General features: G+C 62.4%; 15 protein-coding genes. 10 read left to right on the forward strand and 5 right to left on the reverse strand.

Features of this window, described 5'->3' with window-relative positions:
* Positions 1 to 137: 137 nt before the first annotated feature.
* The 4 genes from PMI20_RS29240 (at position 138) to PMI20_RS29255 (ending at position 3,592) form a co-directional block, all read left to right on the forward strand.
* Entirely contained in the window at positions 138 to 626 is a 489-nt protein-coding gene (locus PMI20_RS29240; protein WP_007924760.1) for a DUF3015 domain-containing protein, read from the forward strand.
* Between the two features lie 94 nt (positions 627 to 720).
* Entirely contained in the window at positions 721 to 2,574 is a 1,854-nt protein-coding gene (locus PMI20_RS29245) for an Lnb N-terminal periplasmic domain-containing protein (protein ID WP_007924761.1), read from the forward strand.
* Between the two features lie 94 nt (positions 2,575 to 2,668).
* Positions 2,669 to 3,025, forward strand: a complete 357-nt coding sequence (locus PMI20_RS29250) for a hypothetical protein (RefSeq protein WP_007924762.1) — start codon at positions 2,669 to 2,671, stop codon at positions 3,023 to 3,025.
* 72 nt (positions 3,026 to 3,097) lie between these two features.
* On the forward strand, positions 3,098 to 3,592 hold the full coding sequence (locus tag PMI20_RS29255) for a GreA/GreB family elongation factor (protein WP_007924763.1): 495 nt from the start codon (positions 3,098 to 3,100) through the stop codon (positions 3,590 to 3,592).
* Here PMI20_RS29255 and gdhA read toward each other — a convergent pair.
* Positions 3,589 to 4,926 (reverse strand): NADP-specific glutamate dehydrogenase, encoded by a 1,338-nt coding sequence (gdhA, locus tag PMI20_RS29260; protein WP_007924766.1) that lies wholly within the window; start codon positions 4,924 to 4,926, stop codon positions 3,589 to 3,591. The two genes, PMI20_RS29255 and gdhA, sit on opposite strands and share 4 nt — an antisense overlap.
* Before the next feature lie 260 nt (positions 4,927 to 5,186).
* On the reverse strand, positions 5,187 to 6,851 hold the full coding sequence (gene ettA, locus PMI20_RS29265) for an energy-dependent translational throttle protein EttA (RefSeq protein ID WP_007924767.1): 1,665 nt from the start codon (positions 6,849 to 6,851) through the stop codon (positions 5,187 to 5,189).
* Between the two features lie 285 nt (positions 6,852 to 7,136).
* Between ettA and PMI20_RS29270 the strand changes: the two genes are divergently transcribed.
* From PMI20_RS29270 to PMI20_RS29290, 5 genes are all read left to right on the forward strand, one after another.
* Positions 7,137 to 10,976, forward strand: coding sequence for a sensor domain-containing protein (locus tag PMI20_RS29270; RefSeq protein WP_007924769.1), 3,840 nt, complete (start codon positions 7,137 to 7,139; stop codon positions 10,974 to 10,976).
* Between the two features lie 156 nt (positions 10,977 to 11,132).
* Positions 11,133 to 12,386 carry a serine hydroxymethyltransferase gene (gene glyA / locus PMI20_RS29275; RefSeq protein ID WP_007924771.1) on the forward strand — a complete coding sequence of 418 codons (1,254 nt, stop codon included), beginning with the start codon at positions 11,133 to 11,135 and terminating at the stop codon, positions 12,384 to 12,386.
* A gap of 354 nt (positions 12,387 to 12,740) precedes the next feature.
* Positions 12,741 to 14,054 carry a C4-dicarboxylate transporter DctA gene (locus PMI20_RS29280; protein ID WP_007930043.1) on the forward strand — a complete coding sequence of 438 codons (1,314 nt, stop codon included), beginning with the start codon at positions 12,741 to 12,743 and terminating at the stop codon, positions 14,052 to 14,054.
* 83 nt (positions 14,055 to 14,137) lie between these two features.
* Positions 14,138 to 14,842 (forward strand): FadR/GntR family transcriptional regulator, encoded by a 705-nt coding sequence (locus tag PMI20_RS29285; protein ID WP_007930042.1) that lies wholly within the window; start codon positions 14,138 to 14,140, stop codon positions 14,840 to 14,842.
* 44 nt (positions 14,843 to 14,886) lie between these two features.
* Entirely contained in the window at positions 14,887 to 15,597 is a 711-nt protein-coding gene (locus PMI20_RS29290) for a GntR family transcriptional regulator (protein WP_007930041.1), read from the forward strand.
* Between the two features lie 113 nt (positions 15,598 to 15,710).
* On the opposite strand, the gene yjiA is transcribed toward PMI20_RS29290, so the two are convergent.
* The 3 genes from yjiA to PMI20_RS29305 all read right to left on the reverse strand — a co-directional run bounded on the left by yjiA (position 15,711) and on the right by PMI20_RS29305 (position 19,113).
* Complete coding sequence (yjiA, locus tag PMI20_RS29295; protein WP_007930040.1) at positions 15,711 to 16,682, reverse strand: GTPase; 972 nt, start codon at positions 16,680 to 16,682, stop codon at positions 15,711 to 15,713.
* A 151-nt stretch (positions 16,683 to 16,833) separates the two neighbouring features.
* Positions 16,834 to 17,031 carry a YbdD/YjiX family protein gene (locus tag PMI20_RS29300; RefSeq protein WP_007930039.1) on the reverse strand — a complete coding sequence of 66 codons (198 nt, stop codon included), beginning with the start codon at positions 17,029 to 17,031 and terminating at the stop codon, positions 16,834 to 16,836.
* 15 nt (positions 17,032 to 17,046) lie between these two features.
* A complete protein-coding gene (locus PMI20_RS29305; protein WP_007930038.1) occupies positions 17,047 to 19,113 on the reverse strand; it encodes a carbon starvation CstA family protein in 2,067 nt (688 codons plus the stop codon).
* A 209-nt stretch (positions 19,114 to 19,322) separates the two neighbouring features.
* Here PMI20_RS29305 and PMI20_RS29310 point away from each other — a divergent pair, with 209 nt between their 5' ends.
* Positions 19,323 to 19,784 carry a methyltransferase family protein gene (locus PMI20_RS29310; RefSeq protein WP_007930037.1) on the forward strand — a complete coding sequence of 154 codons (462 nt, stop codon included), beginning with the start codon at positions 19,323 to 19,325 and terminating at the stop codon, positions 19,782 to 19,784.
* The last annotated feature ends 53 nt before the right edge of the window (positions 19,785 to 19,837 follow it).

Raw genomic sequence — 19,837 nt, forward strand, 5'->3', positions numbered from 1 at the left:
ATGTCATGCAAAAAAACACGGAACCCTTGGAATCTGCCTAAACTCCAAGCTGCGCGGCTGGACTAATAACCGGCCCACTGGCGCCGACATGGGCCAGAACCCTTGTCCATTGGTTTGCACATAAAGAGAACAAAGCTATGAAACGGATTCTTCTCGGTACTCTCTTCACCGCTGTTTCCATCAATGCAATGGCCCAAGCGCCAGGCGGTCCGGATTGTGGGTGGGGCAACCTGCTGTTCGAAGGACAGCGCGGCACTCCGGCTCACTTCCTGGCCTCCACCACCAACGGCACCTCCGGTAACGCGACCTTCGGTATGACTTCCGGCACCAACGGCTGCTCGACCAACAGCGCGCTGACTTACGGCGGCAAATCCTGGTTTGCCATGAATGGCATGATGAACGAGCTCTCCGAAGACATGGCCAAAGGTGAAGGCGAAGCGCTGACCACCTACGCCGTGGTCCTGGGCGTCGCTCCTGAAGACCGCGCGCACTTCGCCGCGGTCACCCACGAGCACTTCCAGCAGATCTTCAGCAAAGCCGATGTGACCGCGGAAGATGTGCACACCAACACCCTGGCCGTGCTGAAAAGCGATGCACGCCTGGCCAAGTACGCCACCCCGGCTTAATCTCGACCCGCCCGCTCTTCTCGGGGAGCGGGCTTTTGTTTTTCGGACATGACCCCTCCCGGGTCTTTGTTTTTTCCGACTCAAGTTGCCCACCATGCTCAAACGCCTTGCCTCCCTGGCGCTCTGTGTCTGCGCCCCGCTGTCCGCCGCGCCACAAATCGACCACTCACGTTTGCAGCAACTGGCCAGCGATCCGTTCTGGATTTCCCTTGGCCACTACGAAACCGCCAAGCTCGGTGGCTGGCGCAGCTATGTCAGCGACCCGAAGTTTTTCCTCGCCAAAGACGGTGCCGAACACCCCGACGCCGAACTCAAGGCCACCCTTGACGCGCTCTACGCCCCCGCCAGCAGCGGCAACCAGCATGCTCAATGCGTGTACCCCGCCCGCACCCGCTGGCTCAAGGCCCAGCTGCGCCTGAGCGATCTGCCGGCGGTGGACTGCAATGAGTTCAACCAGTGGTTCAAGGACGTCTCGCCCCACAGCACGGTGATGATTTTCCCGGCGGCCTACCTGAACAGCCCGTCGTCGATGTTCGGCCATACCCTGCTGCGCATCGACCAGGCCGACGTCCAAAGCAACCACACCGCCCTGCTCAGCTACGCGATCAACTTCGGCGCCTATATCGAAGGCTCGGACAACAGCATTCTCTATGCCTGGAAAGGCCTGATGGGCGGCTATCCCGGCCTGTTCGCCCTGGTGCCCTACCAGGAAAAGCTCTCGGAGTACCGCAGCCTGGAAAACCGCGACCTGTGGGAATACCGGCTGAACCTGACCCAGGCCGAAACCGAACGCATGGTCGAGCACGTCTGGGAACTGAAGCAGATCAAGTTCGACTACTTCTTCTTCGACGAGAACTGCTCCTACCGCTTGCTCGAGCTGCTGCAGGTCGCCCGTCCGAGCCTGCGCCTGACCGGGCAATTCCCGCTGACGGCGATTCCTACCGACACCGTCAAGGCGGTGAAGGAAGCCGGCCTGGTGGAGAAGATCGAATATCGTCCGTCCCGCGAACGTGAGCTGCTCGAGCGCGCCAAGCCGCTGAGCAGCGACGAACAGCAATGGGTGCTGAAGGTCAGCGCCGACCAGCAACAGTTGCAGGAGCCGGCCTTCAAGGCCCTGCCACGAGACCGCCAGGCGTTGATCATCGATACGGCCTATCGCCTTGAGCGCTACCGGGCCAACGGTCAAGAGCGCGATCCGCAACGGGCGCAGCGCAGTTTCGAGCTGTTGCGGGCGATCAACCGCAACCCGCCGCCCGAACTGTCCATCGAACGCCCTGGCCTGCCGGAAGACGGCCATGAATCGCGCACCTGGCAGGTCGGCGTGGGCACCCGCGGCGACCAGGCCTTTGGCGAATACGGGCTGCGCATGGCCTATCACGACCTCAATGACAACGCCGAAGGTTTCCCCCTAGGCGCACAGATCGAAATCCTGCAGATGAAGCTGCGCCAGTACGAAGGCAACAATTGGCAGCTACAGCAACTGGACCTGGCGACCATTCGTTCGCTGACGCCGCGTAACGAACTGCTGCAACCCTGGTCCTGGCAGGTCACCGGCGGCCTGGAGCGGGTGCCGGGCAAACACGACGATGAAACCCTGGTCAGCCATGTCAACGGTGGCGGTGGCGGCACCTGGCAGCTCAGCGAGAATATGCTCGGCTTCGCCCTGGGCACCATGCGCGTCGAGCACAACGCCGATTTCGCCGGTTTCATCACCCCGGCGGCCGGCTTCAACACCGGCCTGCTGTGGAAAAACCCGTTGGGCAACTTCAGCGTCGAAGCCAAGGGCGATTACTTCACCAATGGCGAGGTGCGTCGCAGCCTGAGCCTCAACCAGCAATGGGAGCTGTCGCGCAACCTGGGCCTGCGCCTGAGCGCCCAGCGCGAGTTCAGCCACCTGGCCACGGCGGAAAACGAGGTGATGCTGGAACTGAAGTGGTACCACTACTGACGCCCGGTAGCATTCTCACCGTGCTTTCACAGACCACTGACGAATCCCCTTCTAGACTTTCTCTATCAGCCGTTGAACGGCGTGGGAGTCAGAGATGTGGCGGTATGCGGTAGTGGCAGCGTTGCTGGCGTTGATGACCGGTTGCGAGACGACCCACGAGCAGTTGCTCAAGCAGGGTTATCCGCCGGCCTTCGCCGACGGCTTCGATGATGGCTGCGCCAGCGGTCGCCAGGCCGCCGGGGCGATCAACGGCGAATTTCGCAAGAGCGTGCCGCGCTACCTCAAGGACCCGCAATACGCCGAAGGCTGGAGCGACGGCTTTCGCCAGTGCCAGGCCATGCTGGAAAACCAGGACCGCAACGATTATCGGGAACGTCACTGGGACGAACTCGAACGCGCCTGGCAAGAAGAAAAAGACCGCGACGCCGCGCGAGCCTATCGCTCACAGTAAGTCGCTTTCAGGCATGGCCAGAAACCAAAAGGCTGCGACCATGGCCCACACCTCCATTACGGGAAAACGCCCATGAGCCGAGCCTTCGTCAATGAGGAACTGACTGCCGCCCAGGCCGACCAACCCGTGGAACGGCAGATCAGCGCGCAGCCCAACTACGTCACCCCGCAGGGCCTGAGCGAACTGCAGGCCAAGGTCGCGTTCCTGCAAACCCGGCACAACGAACAATCGGCGCTGGGCGACCAGGCGGACCCACAGCAGTTGGCCGATATCGAACGCGACCTGCGCTACTTCAACCAGCGCCTGCAAAGCGCCCAGGTGGTTCCCCAGGCGACATCGCGGTCGAAAGTGCAGATCGGCAGCCGGGTCATCTTCGCCGACGAGCACGGCACCGAGCAGTGTGTGCAACTGGTGGGAGAGGATCAGGCCGATGTCGCCAAGGGCCTGATCAATTGGGGCTCGCCGCTGGGCCGGGCGCTGCTGGGCACCCAGCTTGGCGATGAAGTGCTGTGGCAGCGGCCGGCGGGCGATCAGTTGATCGAGGTGATCCGCATCGACCCGGCTTAAACCACGCCCTGGGCCAGCATGGCATCGGCGACCTTGACGAAGCCGGCGATGTTGGCCCCTTTGACGTAGTTGATCCGGCCGTTTTCTTCGCCGTAATGCACGCAGGCGTGGTGGATCGACTGCATGATGCCGTGCAGCTTGCTGTCCACCTCGCCGGCGCTCCACAGCAGGCGCATGGCGTTCTGCGACATCTCCAGCCCGCTGACCGCCACGCCCCCGGCGTTGGACGCCTTGCCCGGGGCGAACAGAATGCCGGCCTCGATAAAGATATCCACAGCCTCCAGGGTGGTCGGCATGTTCGCCCCTTCAGCCACGCACATGCAGCCGTTGCGCAGCAGCGTGCGTGCCGACTCGGCGTCCAGTTCGTTCTGGGTGGCGCACGGCAGCGCGATGTCGCACGGCAACTCCCAGGGGTGCTGTCCGGCAAGGAACTCGAGGTTGAACCGCGTCGCCAGCTCGCTGATGCGCCCGCGCTTGACGTTCTTCAGCTCCAGCACCGCCTGCCATTGCTCCTCGGTCAGCCCGGCCTCGCAGTACAGCGTGCCTTCGGAGTCCGACAGGGAGATCACCTTGCCGCCCAGGTCCATGACCTTGCGCGCGGCGTATTGCGCCACGTTGCCGGAGCCGGAAATCGCCACGCGCTTGCCCTCCACCCGCTCGTCACGGCGCTTGAGCATTTCTTCGGCGAAGTACACGCAGCCAAAGCCGGTAGCCTCCGGACGGATCAGGCTGCCGCCGTAACTCATGCCCTTGCCGGTCAGCACCGAAGTGAACTGATTGCTCAGGCGCTTGTACTGGCCGAACAGGAAGCCGATTTCCCGGGCGCCCACACCGATATCCCCCGCCGGCACGTCCACGTCCGAACCGATATGGCGATACAGCTCGCTCATGAAGGCCTGGCAGAAGCGCATCACCTCGGCGTCGCTCTTGCCCTTCGGATCGAAGTCCGAGCCGCCTTTGCCGCCGCCCATGGGCAGCGAAGTCAGGGAGTTCTTGAAGGTCTGCTCGAAGGCGAGGAGTTTCAGCACCCCAAGATTGACCGAAGGGTGGAAGCGCAAACCGCCCTTGTACGGGCCGATAGCGCTGTTCATCTGGATGCGGAACCCGCGATTGACCTGGACCTTGCCCTGATCGTCGACCCACGACACACGAAACACCACCGCCCGCTCCGGCTCACAGATGCGCTCGAGAATGCCCGAGGTCAGGTAATGCGGATTGGCCTCCAGGAACGGCCACAGGCTGCGCAGCACCTCTTCCACCGCCTGGTGGAATTCAGGCTGGTCCGGGTCGCGTTTTTTCAGGCGGGCGAGGAAGTCTTCGACGGATTCGATCATGGGAAAGTCTCGGCAAATTTATTGTCGTTAACGCAGATTTGCCCGGGACTTTAGCAACTCGAACAGCACCATGACAGAGCAAAATGTCGCAGTTATGAATTTAAATGGTGCAATTGATATAAATTTTTCGCCATTTTCAGCATTTCACGCACCATTCAGGGGATCCGAATCACCAATAACGCCCCATGTTGGCGAACCCGAAAAACAGGCAAAAAAAACGGAGCCCGAAGGCTCCGTTTCTTTCAAGCAACTTGCCCGGATCAGGCCAGTTTCTTGTAACGCACGCGGTGCGGTTGGGCTGCCGCGTCGCCGAGGCGCTTCTTGCGATCGGCTTCGTACTCGGTGTAGTTGCCTTCGAAGAACACCGCTTGCGAGTCGTCTTCGTACGCCAGGATGTGGGTCGCGACACGGTCAAGGAACCACCGGTCGTGGGAGATCACAATGGCGGCGCCCGGGAAGTCCAGCAGGGCTTCTTCCAGGGAACGCAGGGTTTCGACGTCGAGGTCGTTGGACGGTTCGTCGAGCAGCAGGACGTTGCCGCCCTCTTTCAGGGTCAGGGCCAGGTGCAGGCGGCCACGCTCACCACCGGACAGGTCCTTGACGAACTTCTGCTGGTCGCCGCCCTTGAAGTTGAAGCGACCGACGTAGGTACGCGACGGGATCTCGTAGCTGCCGATGCGGATCTGGTCGGAACCGTCGGAGATCTGCTGGAACACAGTCTTGCTGCCGTCCAGGTCTTCGCGGCTCTGGTCGACGCAAGCCAGCTGCACGGTTTCGCCGACTTCGATGCTGCCCGAGTCCGGCGTTTCCTTGCCCATCAGCATACGGAACAGGGTGGACTTACCGGCGCCGTTACCGCCGATCACGCCGACGATGGCGCCTTTTGGCATGGAGAACGACAGGTTGTCGATCAGCACGCGATCGCCGTAGCCCTTGGTGACGTTCTTGAACTCAATGACCTTGTCGCCCAGGCGCGGACCGGCCGGGATGTAGATCTCGTTGGTCTCGCTGCGCTTCTGGAATTCCTGCGATTGCATTTCTTCGAAGCGGGCCAGACGGGCCTTGGATTTCGATTGGCGAGCCTTGGCGCCCTTGCGCACCCACTCCAGCTCTTCCTTCATGGCCTTTTCATGGGCCGACTGCTGCTTGGATTCCTGGGCCAGACGATCGGACTTGGCTTCCAGCCAGCCCGAATAGTTGCCCTCGTAAGGAATACCGGCGCCGCGGTCGAGTTCGAGAATCCAGCCGGCGACGTTGTCCAGGAAGTAACGGTCGTGCGTGATCGCAACCACGGTGCCCGGGAAATCATGGAGGAAGTGTTCCAGCCAGGCCACGGAATCGGCGTCCAGGTGGTTGGTCGGTTCGTCGAGCAGCAGCATGTCCGGAGCGGACAGCAGCAGGCGGCACAGGGCCACGCGACGCTTTTCACCACCGGACAGGTGTTCGACCTTGGCGTCCCAGGCCGGCAGGCGCAGCGCATCGGCGGCGACTTCCAGCTGGCGCTCCAGGTTGTGGCCATCGCTGGCCTGCAGGATCGCTTCGAGCTTGGCCTGTTCGGCGGCCAGCTTGTCGAAGTCGGCATCCGGATCGGCGTAGGCCGCGTAGACCTCGTCCAGGCGCGCCTGGGCGTCCTTGATCACGCTGACCGCTTCCTCGACCACTTCACGCACGGTCTTGGTCGGATCCAGCTGAGGCTCCTGAGGCAGATAGCCGATGTTCAGCTCGGGCATCGGACGGGCTTCGCCCTCGAACTCGGTGTCGACGCCGGCCATGATTTTCAGCAGGGTGGACTTACCCGAACCATTGAGGCCCAGCACGCCGATCTTGGCGCCCGGGAAGAACGACAGAGAGATGTTTTTCAGGATTTCCCGCTTCGGCGGAACAACTTTTCCCAGCCGATGCATGGTGAAGACGTATTGAGCCATGATGAACCTAGCGTCAGTGACTGATGAATGGAGAGCGGGCGAAGCCCGGGCCAGGCCATGCGCGGCGCCGGCATTTGATCGTGATCAATGCCTGCGTACGGAAAAAGCCTGATTGTCTGGAGCTGGAGCGCTCCCGCGTAACCGGCAAAGCTACCTCAATGGCCGGGCAAGGTCCAGCCAGCCGGGACTGGCACTTTGCCACAACTCAAGGCATGCTAGCCGCCCTTCGGGCGTCCGGCTTATAGTGCACGTCGCGCCAGTCCAGCCAAACCGCAGGATCACAGTTTGTCCAATGCCACTCCGCCCTTTTCCCTGCGCGCACCTGCACCTGCGTCCGGCTCGCCCCTGCGCGGCACCCTGAAAGGCGTGCTGGCGACCCTGGTCCTGCTGCTGCTCGCCCTGCTGTTCTGGCAACTGCTCGACCAACTGCAACAGACCCGCAAAGACCAGCGTCAACACGCGATCGACTACAACGCCGACCTGGCCGAACACATCAGCCTCAACCTGGCACTCAATGCGCAGATCGCCCTCAACCTGCTGCCAATCGTCGAGCCGCCCCAGAATGCCGAACAGCAACAACTGCTGCTGAAAAGGCTGCAGCTGTCCCTGCCCGACCTGCAAAGCATCGCGCTGCTGGATGCCAAGGGCCAGCTCATCAACGACAGTGGCGCCGACGGCCAGGACGCCGCATGGCTCGCCGAGCTGACCAGCCGCAGCCGCGGCCAGCGCTACTACTACAGCAACGCCACCAACGGCGCGCTGGTACAGCTGCTGTTGCACCAGCCCAGCGGCGCCCTCAAGAGTTACTGGGTGCTGCGCCTGGCACCGTCTTTCGTCCAGTCCCTGGAGCCCAGTCCCGACCAGGGTTTTCACCCGACCTGGGTCATTGAAAACCGCCTGAACCAGAAAACCCTCAGCCGCGACGACGGCAGCAACACCCCGGTGAGCACCGACGACATAGCCAACAGCGTGCTGGTCGCGCCACTGGGCAATAGCGACTGGCAATTGCGCGGCCTGTTCGACGATCGCGCGGTGATCGAGCAACTGTTGCCGGCGTTTATCGCCAAGTGCCTGCTGGGGCTGGCGTTTTCCCTGCTGCCGGTGATCGCGTTGCTGAACATGCGCCGCCGCCAGCGTCAGTTGCACGAAGGGCGTCGGCGCTATCAGGATATTTTCGAAGGCACCGGGGTCGCTCTCTGTGTCCTGGATATCTCCGGGCTGCCGGCGTTTCTCGACAAGGCGCAACTGCACGACAGCGAACAGCTCAAGGCCTGGCTGGAGCACAACCCACAGCAGCGCCAGCTGCTGCTTGAAGAACTGCGCGTCACCGAGGTCAATCAGGTGGCCCTGCGGCTGCTCAACGTCGACTCCTGCGGGCAGGCCTGGAAACTGCTGATCGAAGGCAGCCCGCTCCACAGCAGCGCCATCGGCAACCAGTTGCTGGAGACCGTGATCAACCAGCACAAACAGCTGGAGCTGGAAATCCGCCTCAGCGACGCCCAGGGCCACGACCAGCATCTGTGGCTGGTACTGCGCCTGCCGGAAGACCCTTCCGACTATCGCGCGGTGATCCTCAGCATCAGCGACATCACCAGCCGCAAGCTCATCGAGCTGTCGTTGCTGGAGCGCGAGGGTTTCTGGTCGGATGTGGTGCGCACCGTGCCGGACCACCTGTATGTGCAGGACGTCATCAGCCAGCGGATGATCTTCAGCAACCATCACCTGGGCCAGACCCTCGGCTACAACAAGACCGAACTGCACCAGATGGGCGAGTATTTCTGGGAAATCCTCCTGCACCCGGAAGACGCCGACCTCTATCACCGCCTGCGCCAGGAACAGCGGCATGCCGGCTACCTGCAGTTGCTGCAGTGCCATTTGCGCTTTCGCCACCGCAGCGGCCAATGGCGCTGTTTCGACATCCGCGAACAGGCCCTGGCGCGGGACAAGTACGATCAGGTCACGCGCATCATCGGCGTGGCCAAGGACATCACCGACCAGATCGAGGCCAGCGAATCCCTGCGCGACAGCGAACGACGCTATCGCATGCTCGCCGAAAGCATCAGCGACGTGATTTTCTCCACCGACAGTAAGATGGCCCTCAACTATGTCAGCCCCTCGGTGCAGTCGGTACTGGGTTATGACGTGGAGTGGATCTTCCAGAACGGCTGGCAATCGACCATCGCCAACCCGCAACAACTGACCGGCATCTACGCCCTGATGGAGCGGGTCAGCAAGGCCCTGGACAAGCCCGAGCAACTGGCACGCCTGCGTAACCAGGTGCAGACCCAGTTGTTCCTGTTCGATTGCCTGCGGGCCGACGGGCGCAAGATTCCGATCGAGTTGCGCCTGGTGCTGGTGTGGGACGAACACGGCGCTTTCGAAGGCGTGCTCGGGGTCGGCCGCGATATCAGCCAGCAGCGTCGCGCGGAAAAAGACTTGCGCATGGCGGCCACGGTATTCGAGCACTCGACCTCGGCGATCCTGATCACCGACCCGGCGGGCTACATCGTCCAGGCTAACGAGGCGTTCAGCCGGGTCAGTGGCTACGCGGTGTCCCAGGTGCTCGACCAGTTGCCGAACATGCTCACCGTCGACGAACAGCAGGAAGCCCACCTGCGCTATGTGCTCAAGCAGCTGCACCAGCACAGCACCTGGGAAGGCGAGGTCTGGCTCAAGCGTCGCAACGGCGAGCACTATCCGGCCTGGGTCGGCATCACCGCGGTACTCGATGACGAAGGCGACCTGGCCAGCTACGTGTGCTTCTTCACCGACATCAGCGAACGCAAGGCCAGCGAACAGCGCATTCACCGCCTGGCCTACTACGACGCCCTGACCCACCTGCCCAACCGCACCCTGTTCCAGGACCGCCTGCACACCGCCCTGCAATCGGCGGAGCGGCAAAAGTCCTGGGTGGTGCTGATGTTCCTCGACCTGGACCGTTTCAAGCCGATCAACGACTCCCTGGGCCACGCCGCGGGCGACCGGATGCTCAAGGAGATGGCCACCCGCCTGCTCGATTGCGTCGACGATGACGACACCGTGGCGCGCATGGGCGGCGATGAGTTCACCCTGCTCCTGCAACCGCGGAGCAGCCGCGAGATCGCCCTGAACCGGGCGATCCACGTTGCCGAACAGATTCTCGCCAGCCTGGTGAAGCCGTTCGTGCTCGAAGGCCGTGAGTTCTTCGTCACCGCCAGTATCGGGATTGCCCTGAGCCCGCAGGACGGCAACGAACTGAGCCAGCTGATGAAAAACGCCGACACCGCGATGTACCACGCCAAGGAGCGCGGCAAGAACAACTTCCAGTTCTACCAGGCCGACATGAACGCCAGCGCCCTGGAACGCCTGGAGCTGGAAAGCGACCTGCGCCACGCCCTGGAACAGCAGGAATTCATTCTCTACTACCAGCCGCAGTTCAGCGGCGACGGCAAGCGCCTGACCGGCGCCGAGGCCCTGCTGCGCTGGCGCCATCCGCGACGCGGGCTGGTACCGCCGGGGGACTTCATCCCGGTGCTCGAAGAACTGGGGCTGGTGGTGGATGTCGGCGACTGGGTCATCAGCGAAGCCTGTCGCCAGCTCAAGGCCTGGCACCAGGCCAAGGTCCGGGTGCCGAAGGTCTCGGTGAACATCTCGGCCCGGCAATTCTCCGATGGCCAACTGGGCATGCGGATCGCCACCATCCTCAAGGACACCGGCCTGCCGCCAGCCTGCCTGGAGCTGGAGCTGACCGAAAGTATCCTGATGCGCGAAGTCAGCGAGGCGATGCAGATCCTCGACGGGCTGAAGAACCTCGGCCTGAGCATCGCAGTCGACGACTTCGGCACCGGTTATTCATCGCTGAACTACCTCAAGCAGTTCCCCATCGATGTCTTGAAGATCGACCGCACCTTCGTCGACGGCCTGCCGTCCGGCGAGCAGGACGCGCAGATCGCCCGCGCCATCATCGCCATGGCCCACAGCCTGAACCTGGCAGTGATCGCCGAGGGTGTGGAAACCCATGAGCAATTGGACTTCCTGCGCGAGCACGGCTGCGACGAAGTCCAGGGTTACCTGTTCGGCCGGCCGATGCCGGCCAACAGCTTCGAAGGGCAGTTCAGCAACGACGCGCTGTTCATGTTCGATTGACCCCGGGTATCGCCTTCCCTGCGGCAGCGGCTACAGGACTCAGCCTGGGCAGCTCATGAACACCACTTGTCTGCGACATGATGTCCTTTCATATGCCATCTAAAACCCGTTGGGTTAGAATGCCCCCCTTTTCTGCCCCGATCCTTGAGGACCGCCATGTTCAGCCGTGATTTGACTATTGCCAAGTACGACGCCGATCTCTTTGCCGCCATGGAGCAAGAAGCTCAGCGCCAGGAAGAGCACATTGAGCTGATCGCTTCGGAAAACTACACCAGCCCTGCGGTGATGGAAGCTCAAGGCTCGGTGCTGACCAACAAATACGCCGAAGGTTACCCAGGCAAGCGTTACTACGGCGGCTGCGAATACGTCGACGTGGTTGAGCAGCTGGCCATCGACCGTGCCAAGGAGCTGTTCGGCGCCGACTACGCCAACGTTCAGCCGCACGCCGGCTCGCAAGCCAACGCCGCCGTTTACCTGGCGCTGCTGTCGGCTGGCGACACCATCCTGGGTATGAGCCTGGCCCACGGCGGTCACCTGACCCACGGCGCCAGCGTTTCCTCCTCCGGCAAGCTGTACAACGCCATCCAGTACGGCATCGATGCCAACGGCCTGATCGACTACGACGAAGTCGAGCGCCTGGCGGTCGAGCACAAGCCGAAGATGATCGTGGCCGGCTTCTCTGCCTACTCGCAGGTCCTGGACTTCCCACGTTTCCGCGCAATCGCCGACAAGGTCGGTGCCTATCTCTTTGTTGATATGGCTCACGTTGCGGGACTGGTCGCCGCTGGCGTCTACCCGAACCCGGTGCCTTTCGCCGACGTGGTAACCACCACCACCCACAAGACCCTGCGCGGTCCACGTGGCGGCCTGATCCTGGCGCGCGCCAACGCCGACATCGAGAAGAAGCTGAACTCCGCGGTATTCCCGGGCGCCCAGGGCGGTCCGCTGGAGCACGTGATTGCCGCCAAGGCCATCTGCTTCAAGGAAGCGCTGCAGCCTGAGTTCAAGGCCTACCAGCAACAAGTGGTGAAGAACGCCCAGGCCATGGCCGGCGTGTTCATCGAGCGCGGTTTCGACGTGGTTTCCGGCGGTACGCAGAACCACCTGTTCCTGCTCTCGCTGATCAAGCAGGAAATCTCCGGTAAAGACGCCGATGCCGCCCTGGGCAAGGCCTTCATCACCGTGAACAAGAACTCCGTGCCAAACGACCCACGCTCCCCGTTCGTTACCTCCGGCCTGCGCTTCGGTACTCCGGCTGTGACCACTCGCGGCTTCAAGGAAGCCGAGTGCAAGGAACTGGCGGGCTGGATCTGCGACATCCTGGCTGACCTGAATAACGAAGCGGTGATCGACGCCGTTCGTGAGAAAGTCAAAGCCATCTGCAAGAAGCTGCCGGTATACGGCGCTTAATTAGCAGAGCGTTACCTGAAAAGCCCGGCCTTCGTGCCGGGCTTTTTTTCGGCCGCGAATTGTCTGGCCCGGAGCCTGTAGCCACTGCCGCAGGCTGCGATCGGCCGGCACGGCCGCGACACTCTGAAGATCGCAGGAAGGCCTTCGGCCTTATCGCAGCCTGCGGCAGCGGCTACAGGACCAGCACCACTGGTCAGACCGGTCATGCCAATTTTCGGATTTACCCTTGTATTCGCGGGAAACTCGGGCATAGACTGCGCCTGCACTGGACATACCGGTAAGACCACAATAATTAAGTCCCGAATCTGATGCGCTCCGCGCACGGCAGCCGGGACACCGACCAGGATTCCCCTCATGCTCAGATGGTGCTCGCGTTCGATTTTCCTCCAGGTAGTCCTCGGACTGATGCTCGGCATCGTGTGCGGACTGACACTCCCCGAATACTCCTCGCAACTCAAGCCACTGGGCGACGCCTTTATCAAGCTGATCAAGATGCTGATCGGCCTGATCGTCTTCTGCGTGGTGGTCAGCGGCATCTCCGGCGCCGGCGACCTGAAAAAGGTCGGACGCATCGGGCTCAAATCAGTCATCTACTTCGAAGTCCTGACCACCATCGCCCTGGTGATCGGCCTGGTCTTCGCCTTCACCACCGGCATCGGCAGCGGCGCCAATATCCATCTGGAACAGCTGTCCGCCGCCGATATGAGCGACATCGCCCAGCGCAGCCAGCACATGCACGGCACCTCCGAGTTCCTGATGGGGCTGATCCCCAACTCGGTACTGGGCGCCTTCGCCGAAAACAACATCCTGCAGGTGCTGCTGTTCTCCGTGCTGTTCGGCAGCGCGCTGAACCTGGTGGGCGAAGCCGCTTCCGGCATCTCGCGGCTGATCAACGAACTCAGCCACATCATCTTCCGCATCATGGGCATGATCGTGCGCCTGGCGCCGATCGGCGTGTTCGGCGCCATCGCCTTCACCACCAGCAAATACGGCCTGGACTCGCTGCAGCACCTGGGCAGCCTGGTGGGCCTGTTCTACCTGACCTGCTTCGCCTTCGTGGCGGTGATTCTCGGGCTGGTCATGCGCTGTTCCGGCCTGCGCATGCTGCCGTTCCTCAAATACCTGCGCGAAGAGCTGCTGATCGTCCTCGGCACCGCCTCCTCCGACGCCGTACTGCCACAGATCATGCGCAAACTGGAGCACCTGGGCATCGGCAGTTCCACGGTCGGCCTGGTCATCCCGACGGGTTATTCGTTCAACCTCGACGGGTTCTCGATCTACCTGACCCTGGCCATCGTCTTCATCGCCAATGCCACCGGTACGCCGTTGTCGATGTCCGACCTGCTGACCATCCTGCTGGTGTCGCTGATCACCTCCAAAGGCGCCCACGGGATTCCCGGTTCGGCGCTGGTGATCCTGGCCGCCACCCTGACGGCGATTCCGGCCATCCCGGTGGTGGGCCTGGTGCTGGTGCTGGCGGTGGACTGGTTCATGGGCATCGGCCGGGCGCTGACCAACCTGATCGGCAACTGCGTCGCCACCGTGGCGATCGCCCGCTGGGAAAAAGACATCGATATTCAACGGGCCAACAAAGTCCTGAGCGGCCAGCAGGGCTATGGTTTCCAACCGCGTAAACCGCTGCCCGGCGCGCAGCAGCAGGAGTTCTGAGGCATGCCTTGTGCCTCTCGCCGGCAGGCACAACAATCAGCGCCTGCCATGGGCCTCATCCGCCATATTCCAGGGAGTGAACAGTGATCACCTCGTCAACGGTTGTAAATTCAGTGGTAGAAAAGCTGCGGGCGGCCTTGGCCCGTGGTCAATGGCGCTCCGGCGACATGCTACCGGGGCAACGTGAATTGGCCGAGCAACTGGGCATCAGCCGCCCGAGCCTGCGTGAGGCGGTGACTGTTCTGGAAACCCTTGGCCTGGTGCGCTCCATGCCCGGCAAAGGCGTGGTGGTGCTGGAGGCCAGCCTCAACGAACAACCGGCCAGCGACAGCGGCGTGGCGGGCGCCAGCCTCGAGGACGTGCTGCAACTGCGCTACACCCTCGAGCCATTCATCGTCGGCCTGGTGGCGCAGTCCATCAGCAGCAAGGAAGTGGGCCAGTTGCGCCTGACCCTGATGGACATGCGCGAGGCCCTGGACGCCAACGACAGCGAAGCCGGGATGAACGCCTACATCGCCTTCCATGAAGAGCTGTTCACCCTGACCTCCAACCCGATCTTCCAGAACGTGGTGCAGCAGACCAGCAACGCCCTCAAGCAGAGCGCGGAGATCCTGCGCAACTCGCCGGAGCACCTGGCCGAACGCCTGGAAGAAAACGAAGCGGTGGTCCGGGCGATCCGCAACAAGAACAGCGCGCTGGCCAGTGCCGAAATGCGCCGGCACATCCTCAGGGAAGGCCAGCGCATGGGCATCGAGCTGAACATCCCGGACGATCATCTGGGCAACTAAGCCGCACAACACTTTCGTATCGGTAACCGGACTGGAGACAGGCCATGGCCAGCTACGCCTTGAACAAACTTGCATTCCCCCTCCCCGCTGCCCTGCCACGGCGCCGCAGCGGCGAGAAAAAACTGCTGGTCGACGATGTCTACCCGCAGATTTTCGATGCCATTCTCGAACAACGCATTGCCCCCGCCAGCCGTTTCACCGAGGACAGCCTCGGCGAAGTGTTCGGGGTCAGCCGCAGCATCATTCGCCAGGTCCTGGCGCGCTTGTCCCACCAGCAGGTGATTATCCTGCGGCCCAACCACCGGCCTCAGGTGGCGGCTCCGGACCACGAGCAAACGCGGCAGATCCTGCACGCCCGCCGCCTGACGGAAATCACCCTGGTCAGGCTCGCCTGCCAGCAACCGGCACCGCGCAACCTAAAACGCCTGCGGGAGCTGATCGCCGCTGAGCGCGATTGCATCGACCGCGGCTTGCGTGGCCCGGCGATCCGCCTGTCCGGCGAGTTCCACCTGCAATTGGCCGAGGTGGCCGGCAACGCGCCGCTGGCGCATTTCCTCGGCAGCCTGGTGCCGCTGACGTCACTGGCGATTGCCCACCATGAAACCCGCGCCTGCAGCCATTGCGCCTGGCAAGAGCACGCGGCGATTGTCGATGCCATCGAAGACGGTGACGTAAAGGCCGCGGTCGCCTTGATGACCGGGCACCTGGATCACCTGGAGGAAAGGTTGCTCAAGGCCAGTGCAGGATCGAAATAACACGCTGAGCCTGAGATCGTTTCGCAAGCAAGCTCGCTCCTACAGGTTTTCCATGTCCCCCATGTAGGAGCGAGCTTGCTCGCGATAACGCCAGTACAGACACTACAACGATGCTACTGCGCCGCCATCCTGGCGAATCCGGCACGGATCTTTTCTTCCGGCAGATCGTCGGCAATGAACACAATCACGCTCTCGCGCGTCTCGCCTTCGGCCCATTCGGTATCCCAGTCGAAACCGTACAGCTTGAGCACGCCCTGGAACACCAGGCGCCGTGGCTCGCCGGCAATGTTCAGCACGCCCTTGTAGCGCAGCAGCTGCTTGCCATGCTCTTCCAGCAGTTCGTTCATGAACTCGCTGAGCCGGTCGATATCCAGCGGCGCGTCGGTGCGCAGCACCAGGCTGGAAATACGATCGATGGAAGGCGCGTTGCTCACCGGACGCAGGCTGACACCGCCGCCCAGGTCGGCATTCAGGTTGAAGCCTCGCACATCCAGCAGTTCGGCCAAATCGATGCGCCCATGCTCGACCACACGGATCGGCGCACGGCGGTTGATCCGGGTCAGGCGCTCGCTCAGCGCGTTGAAGGTCGGCTCGTCCACCAGGTCGCGCTTGCTCACCAGCAGACGGTCGGCGAAGCCGATCTGGGCCTGGGCGATGGTCTGGGTCAGGTGGTGCTCGGCGTGCTTGGCGTCCACCAGGGTGATGATGCCGTCGAGGATATAGCGCTCGCGCAGCTCTTCGTCGATGAAGAAGGTCTGGGCCACGGGCGCGGGGTCGGCCAGCCCGGTGCATTCGATCACCAGCCGGTCGAAGGTGATCTCGCCGCTGTCCAGCCGTTCCAGCAACAGGTACAGCGCCTTGGTCAGATCGGTGTGGATGGTGCAGCAGACGCAGCCATTGGACAGCGTCATCACTTGCACCGGCTCGTCGCCCAGCAACTGGGTGTCGATACCGGCATCGCTGAATTCGTTTTCGATCACGGCGATTTTCAGACCGTGTTCGGCCTTGAGCAGGTGGCGCAGCAAGGTGGTCTTGCCGGCGCCGAGGAAGCCGCTGAGAACGGTGACGGGGATTGGAGAGGACAAAAGCGGTTCTCCTGAAAAAATGGGAACGCAAAAACAACTGTAGGAGCGAGCTTGCTCGCGAAGAACTCAAGGACACCGCGTGCGTTCAGAATGAACTCGGCATCTTTACGTTTTTCGCGAGCACGCTCGCTCCTACAGAGGGACTAACGAATCAACAGCATTTGGGCCCGGCTTTGCCGCCGTACCGTGCTTCCTGGCGTTCCCGGAAGAACGCCTCGTACGACATCACCGGCTTGTCCGGGTGCTTGGTCTGCATATGCTCGACGTAGTTGTCGTAGTCGGGCATGCCGACCATCAGGCGCGCGGCCTGACCGAGGTATTTACCGAGGCGACTCAGGTCATTGAACACGATTGCAGTCCTCGATCAAGCATCTGGCAGTGCATGGAATGGCGATTCTTTATCCGTGCGTTCTTTTTTACCCCAGGCGGAGATCCCCACCTTGAGTGCGTAGAACAGGATGCTGAATACCACCAGCAGGAACAGCACCGTCAGCGTGGCGTTGGTGTAGGCGTTGAAGATCACGTGCTGCATCTGCGTGATGTCCTTGGCCGGCGCGAGGATCTGACCATTGGCCAGGGCATCGCTGTACTTCTTGGCCAGGGCCAGGAAACCGACTGCCGGGTTGGCGTCGAACAGCTTGATGAGGCCCGCGGTGGTGGTGCAGATCAGCAGCCAGGCGGCTGGCAGCAAGGTCACCCAGATGTAGCGTTGACGCTTCATCTTGATCAGCACCACGGTGCCGAGCATCAGCGCGATACCCGCCAGCATCTGGTTGGAGATGCCGAACAGCGGCCACAGGGTGTTGATGCCGCCCAGCGGGTCGATCACGCCCTGGTACAGCAGGTAACCCCAGAGGGCCACGCAGCCGGCGGTGGCGATCAGGTTGGCGGTCCAGGACTCGGTGCGCTTCAGTGCCGGCACGAAGGAGCCCAGCAGATCCTGCAGCATGAAACGCCCGGCACGGGTACCGGCATCCACCGCGGTCAGGATGAACAGCGCTTCGAACAGGATCGCGAAGTGGTACCAGAACGCCATGGTGTTCTCGCCCGGCAGCACCGTGTGCAGAATCTGCGCGATACCGACCGCCAGGGTCGGCGCACCGCCGGCACGGGCCAGGATGGTGGTTTCACCGATATCCTTGGCCACTGCTTGCAGGGCGTCCGGAGTAATGGCGAAGCCCCAGCTGCTGACCGTCTGCGCCACAGTGACCACGTCACCGCCGACGATGGCCGCCGGGCTGTTCATGGCGAAGTACACGCCAGGCTCGATCACCGAAGCGGCAACCATCGCCATGATGGCCACGAAGGATTCCATCAGCATGCCGCCGTAACCGATGTAACGGGCGTTGGTTTCGTTATCCAGCAGCTTCGGCGTGGTCCCGGAAGAGATCAGCGCGTGGAAGCCGGACACCGCGCCACAGGCGATGGTGATGAACAGGAACGGGAACAGGCCGCCTTTCCAGACCGGGCCGGTGCCGTCGGTGAACTGGGTCAGCGCCGGCATCTTCAGCTCGGGCATGGTGATCAGGATGCCGATCGCCAGGGCGATGATGGTGCCGATCTTGAGGAAGGTCGACAGGTAGTCGCGAGGCGCCAGGATCAGCCATACCGGCAGCACCGCGGCGACGAAACCGTAGCCGATCAGCATCCAGGTGATCTGTACGCCGGTGAAGGTGAAGGCCTTGGACCACACGGGATCCGCGGCAATCTGGCCCCCCAGCCAGATCGAGCCCAGCAGCAGGAGCACGCCGATGATGGAGATTTCACCGATGCGGCCCGGGCGGATGTAGCGCATGTAGACGCCCATGAACATCGCGATCGGGATGGTCGCCATCACCGTGAAGATGCCCCACGGGCTTTCGGCCAGGGCCTTGACCACGATCAGCGCCAGCACCGCGAGGATGATGATCATGATCAGGAAGCAGCCGAACAGCGCGATGGTCCCCGGGATCCGGCCCATTTCCTCACGGACCATGTCGCCCAGGGAACGGCCGTTGCGCCGGGTGGACATGAACAGGACCATGAAGTCCTGCACCGCCCCCGCCAGCACCACCCCGGCAATCAGCCAGAGCGTGCCGGGCAGATAGCCCATCTGCGCCGCCAGTACCGGCCCCACCAGCGGGCCCGCGCCGGCGATGGCCGCGAAGTGGTGACCGAAGAGAATGTGCTTGTTGGTCGGAACGTAGTCCAGACCGTCGTTGTTGAGTACGGCGGGGGTGGCCCGGCGCGCATCGAGCTGCATCACGTTGTTAGCGATGAACAGGCTGTAGTAACGGTATGCGACCAGATAGATGGCCACGGCAGCGACCACGATCCACAAGGCGTTGATCGCCTCGCCGCGGCGCAATGCCACTACGCCGAGGGCGCACGCTCCTACGATTGCCAGCACCAGCCAGGGTAAGTGGCGTAGCGGGCTATTATTATTTTTCATTTTATTATTCCAGCCAGGGTGGACAAGAAAGACAGCCATCCGGAGTTTAGCGCTACTGGCCCCAAAGGCCACCCCCCACGTTGGTCTAGAGCGTCCTTTTGAGTTTTTTCCTAGGTTTTGCACCGCCTCGGTGCAAGCGTTCCCGGAGCACTGAACCACCCGAGCGAAAAAGCGGTCGCACCTGTAAGGACTCGTCGTCTGGAGTGCCCATGCCCGCGCCGCCCAATAGACCGCCGTTGTCACCGCCGCTGCTGTATCTGCTGTTCCTGGTGGCGGCGCTGTCGCTTGCCGACGGTGTGCCCTTGCCGGTCCCGGTCAACGGCTGGCTGCGCACCCTGGCCCTGCTGTTGATTATCGGCGGCCAGGGCCTGTCGTTCTGGGCGATGTGGCGTCTCAGGCAACGGCACACCACCACCAGCAATGCCGGCGAACCCCGGCGCCTGCTGTGCGATGGCCCGTTCGCAATCTCGCGCAACCCCATCAATCTCGGCGACACCCTGGGTTACTGCGCCATCGCCCTGTTGCTCGGCAGCCTGTGGCCGTGGCTGCTGTTGCCGCTGCTGATTTACCTGATGAACCTGACGGTGATCCGGCCGGACGAGCACCATCTGCTGGAGTTGTTCGGCGACCGCTACCGTGACTATTGCCGCAAGGTGCGCCGCTGGCTGTAGCGGGTTGGGCAAACCCGGGTCTATAGTCATTTCACCATGCAGAGGGGCTGCTC

Source organism: Pseudomonas sp. GM17 (assembly GCF_000282175.2).
Classification (GTDB): Bacteria; Pseudomonadota; Gammaproteobacteria; order Pseudomonadales; family Pseudomonadaceae; genus Aquipseudomonas; species Aquipseudomonas chlororaphis.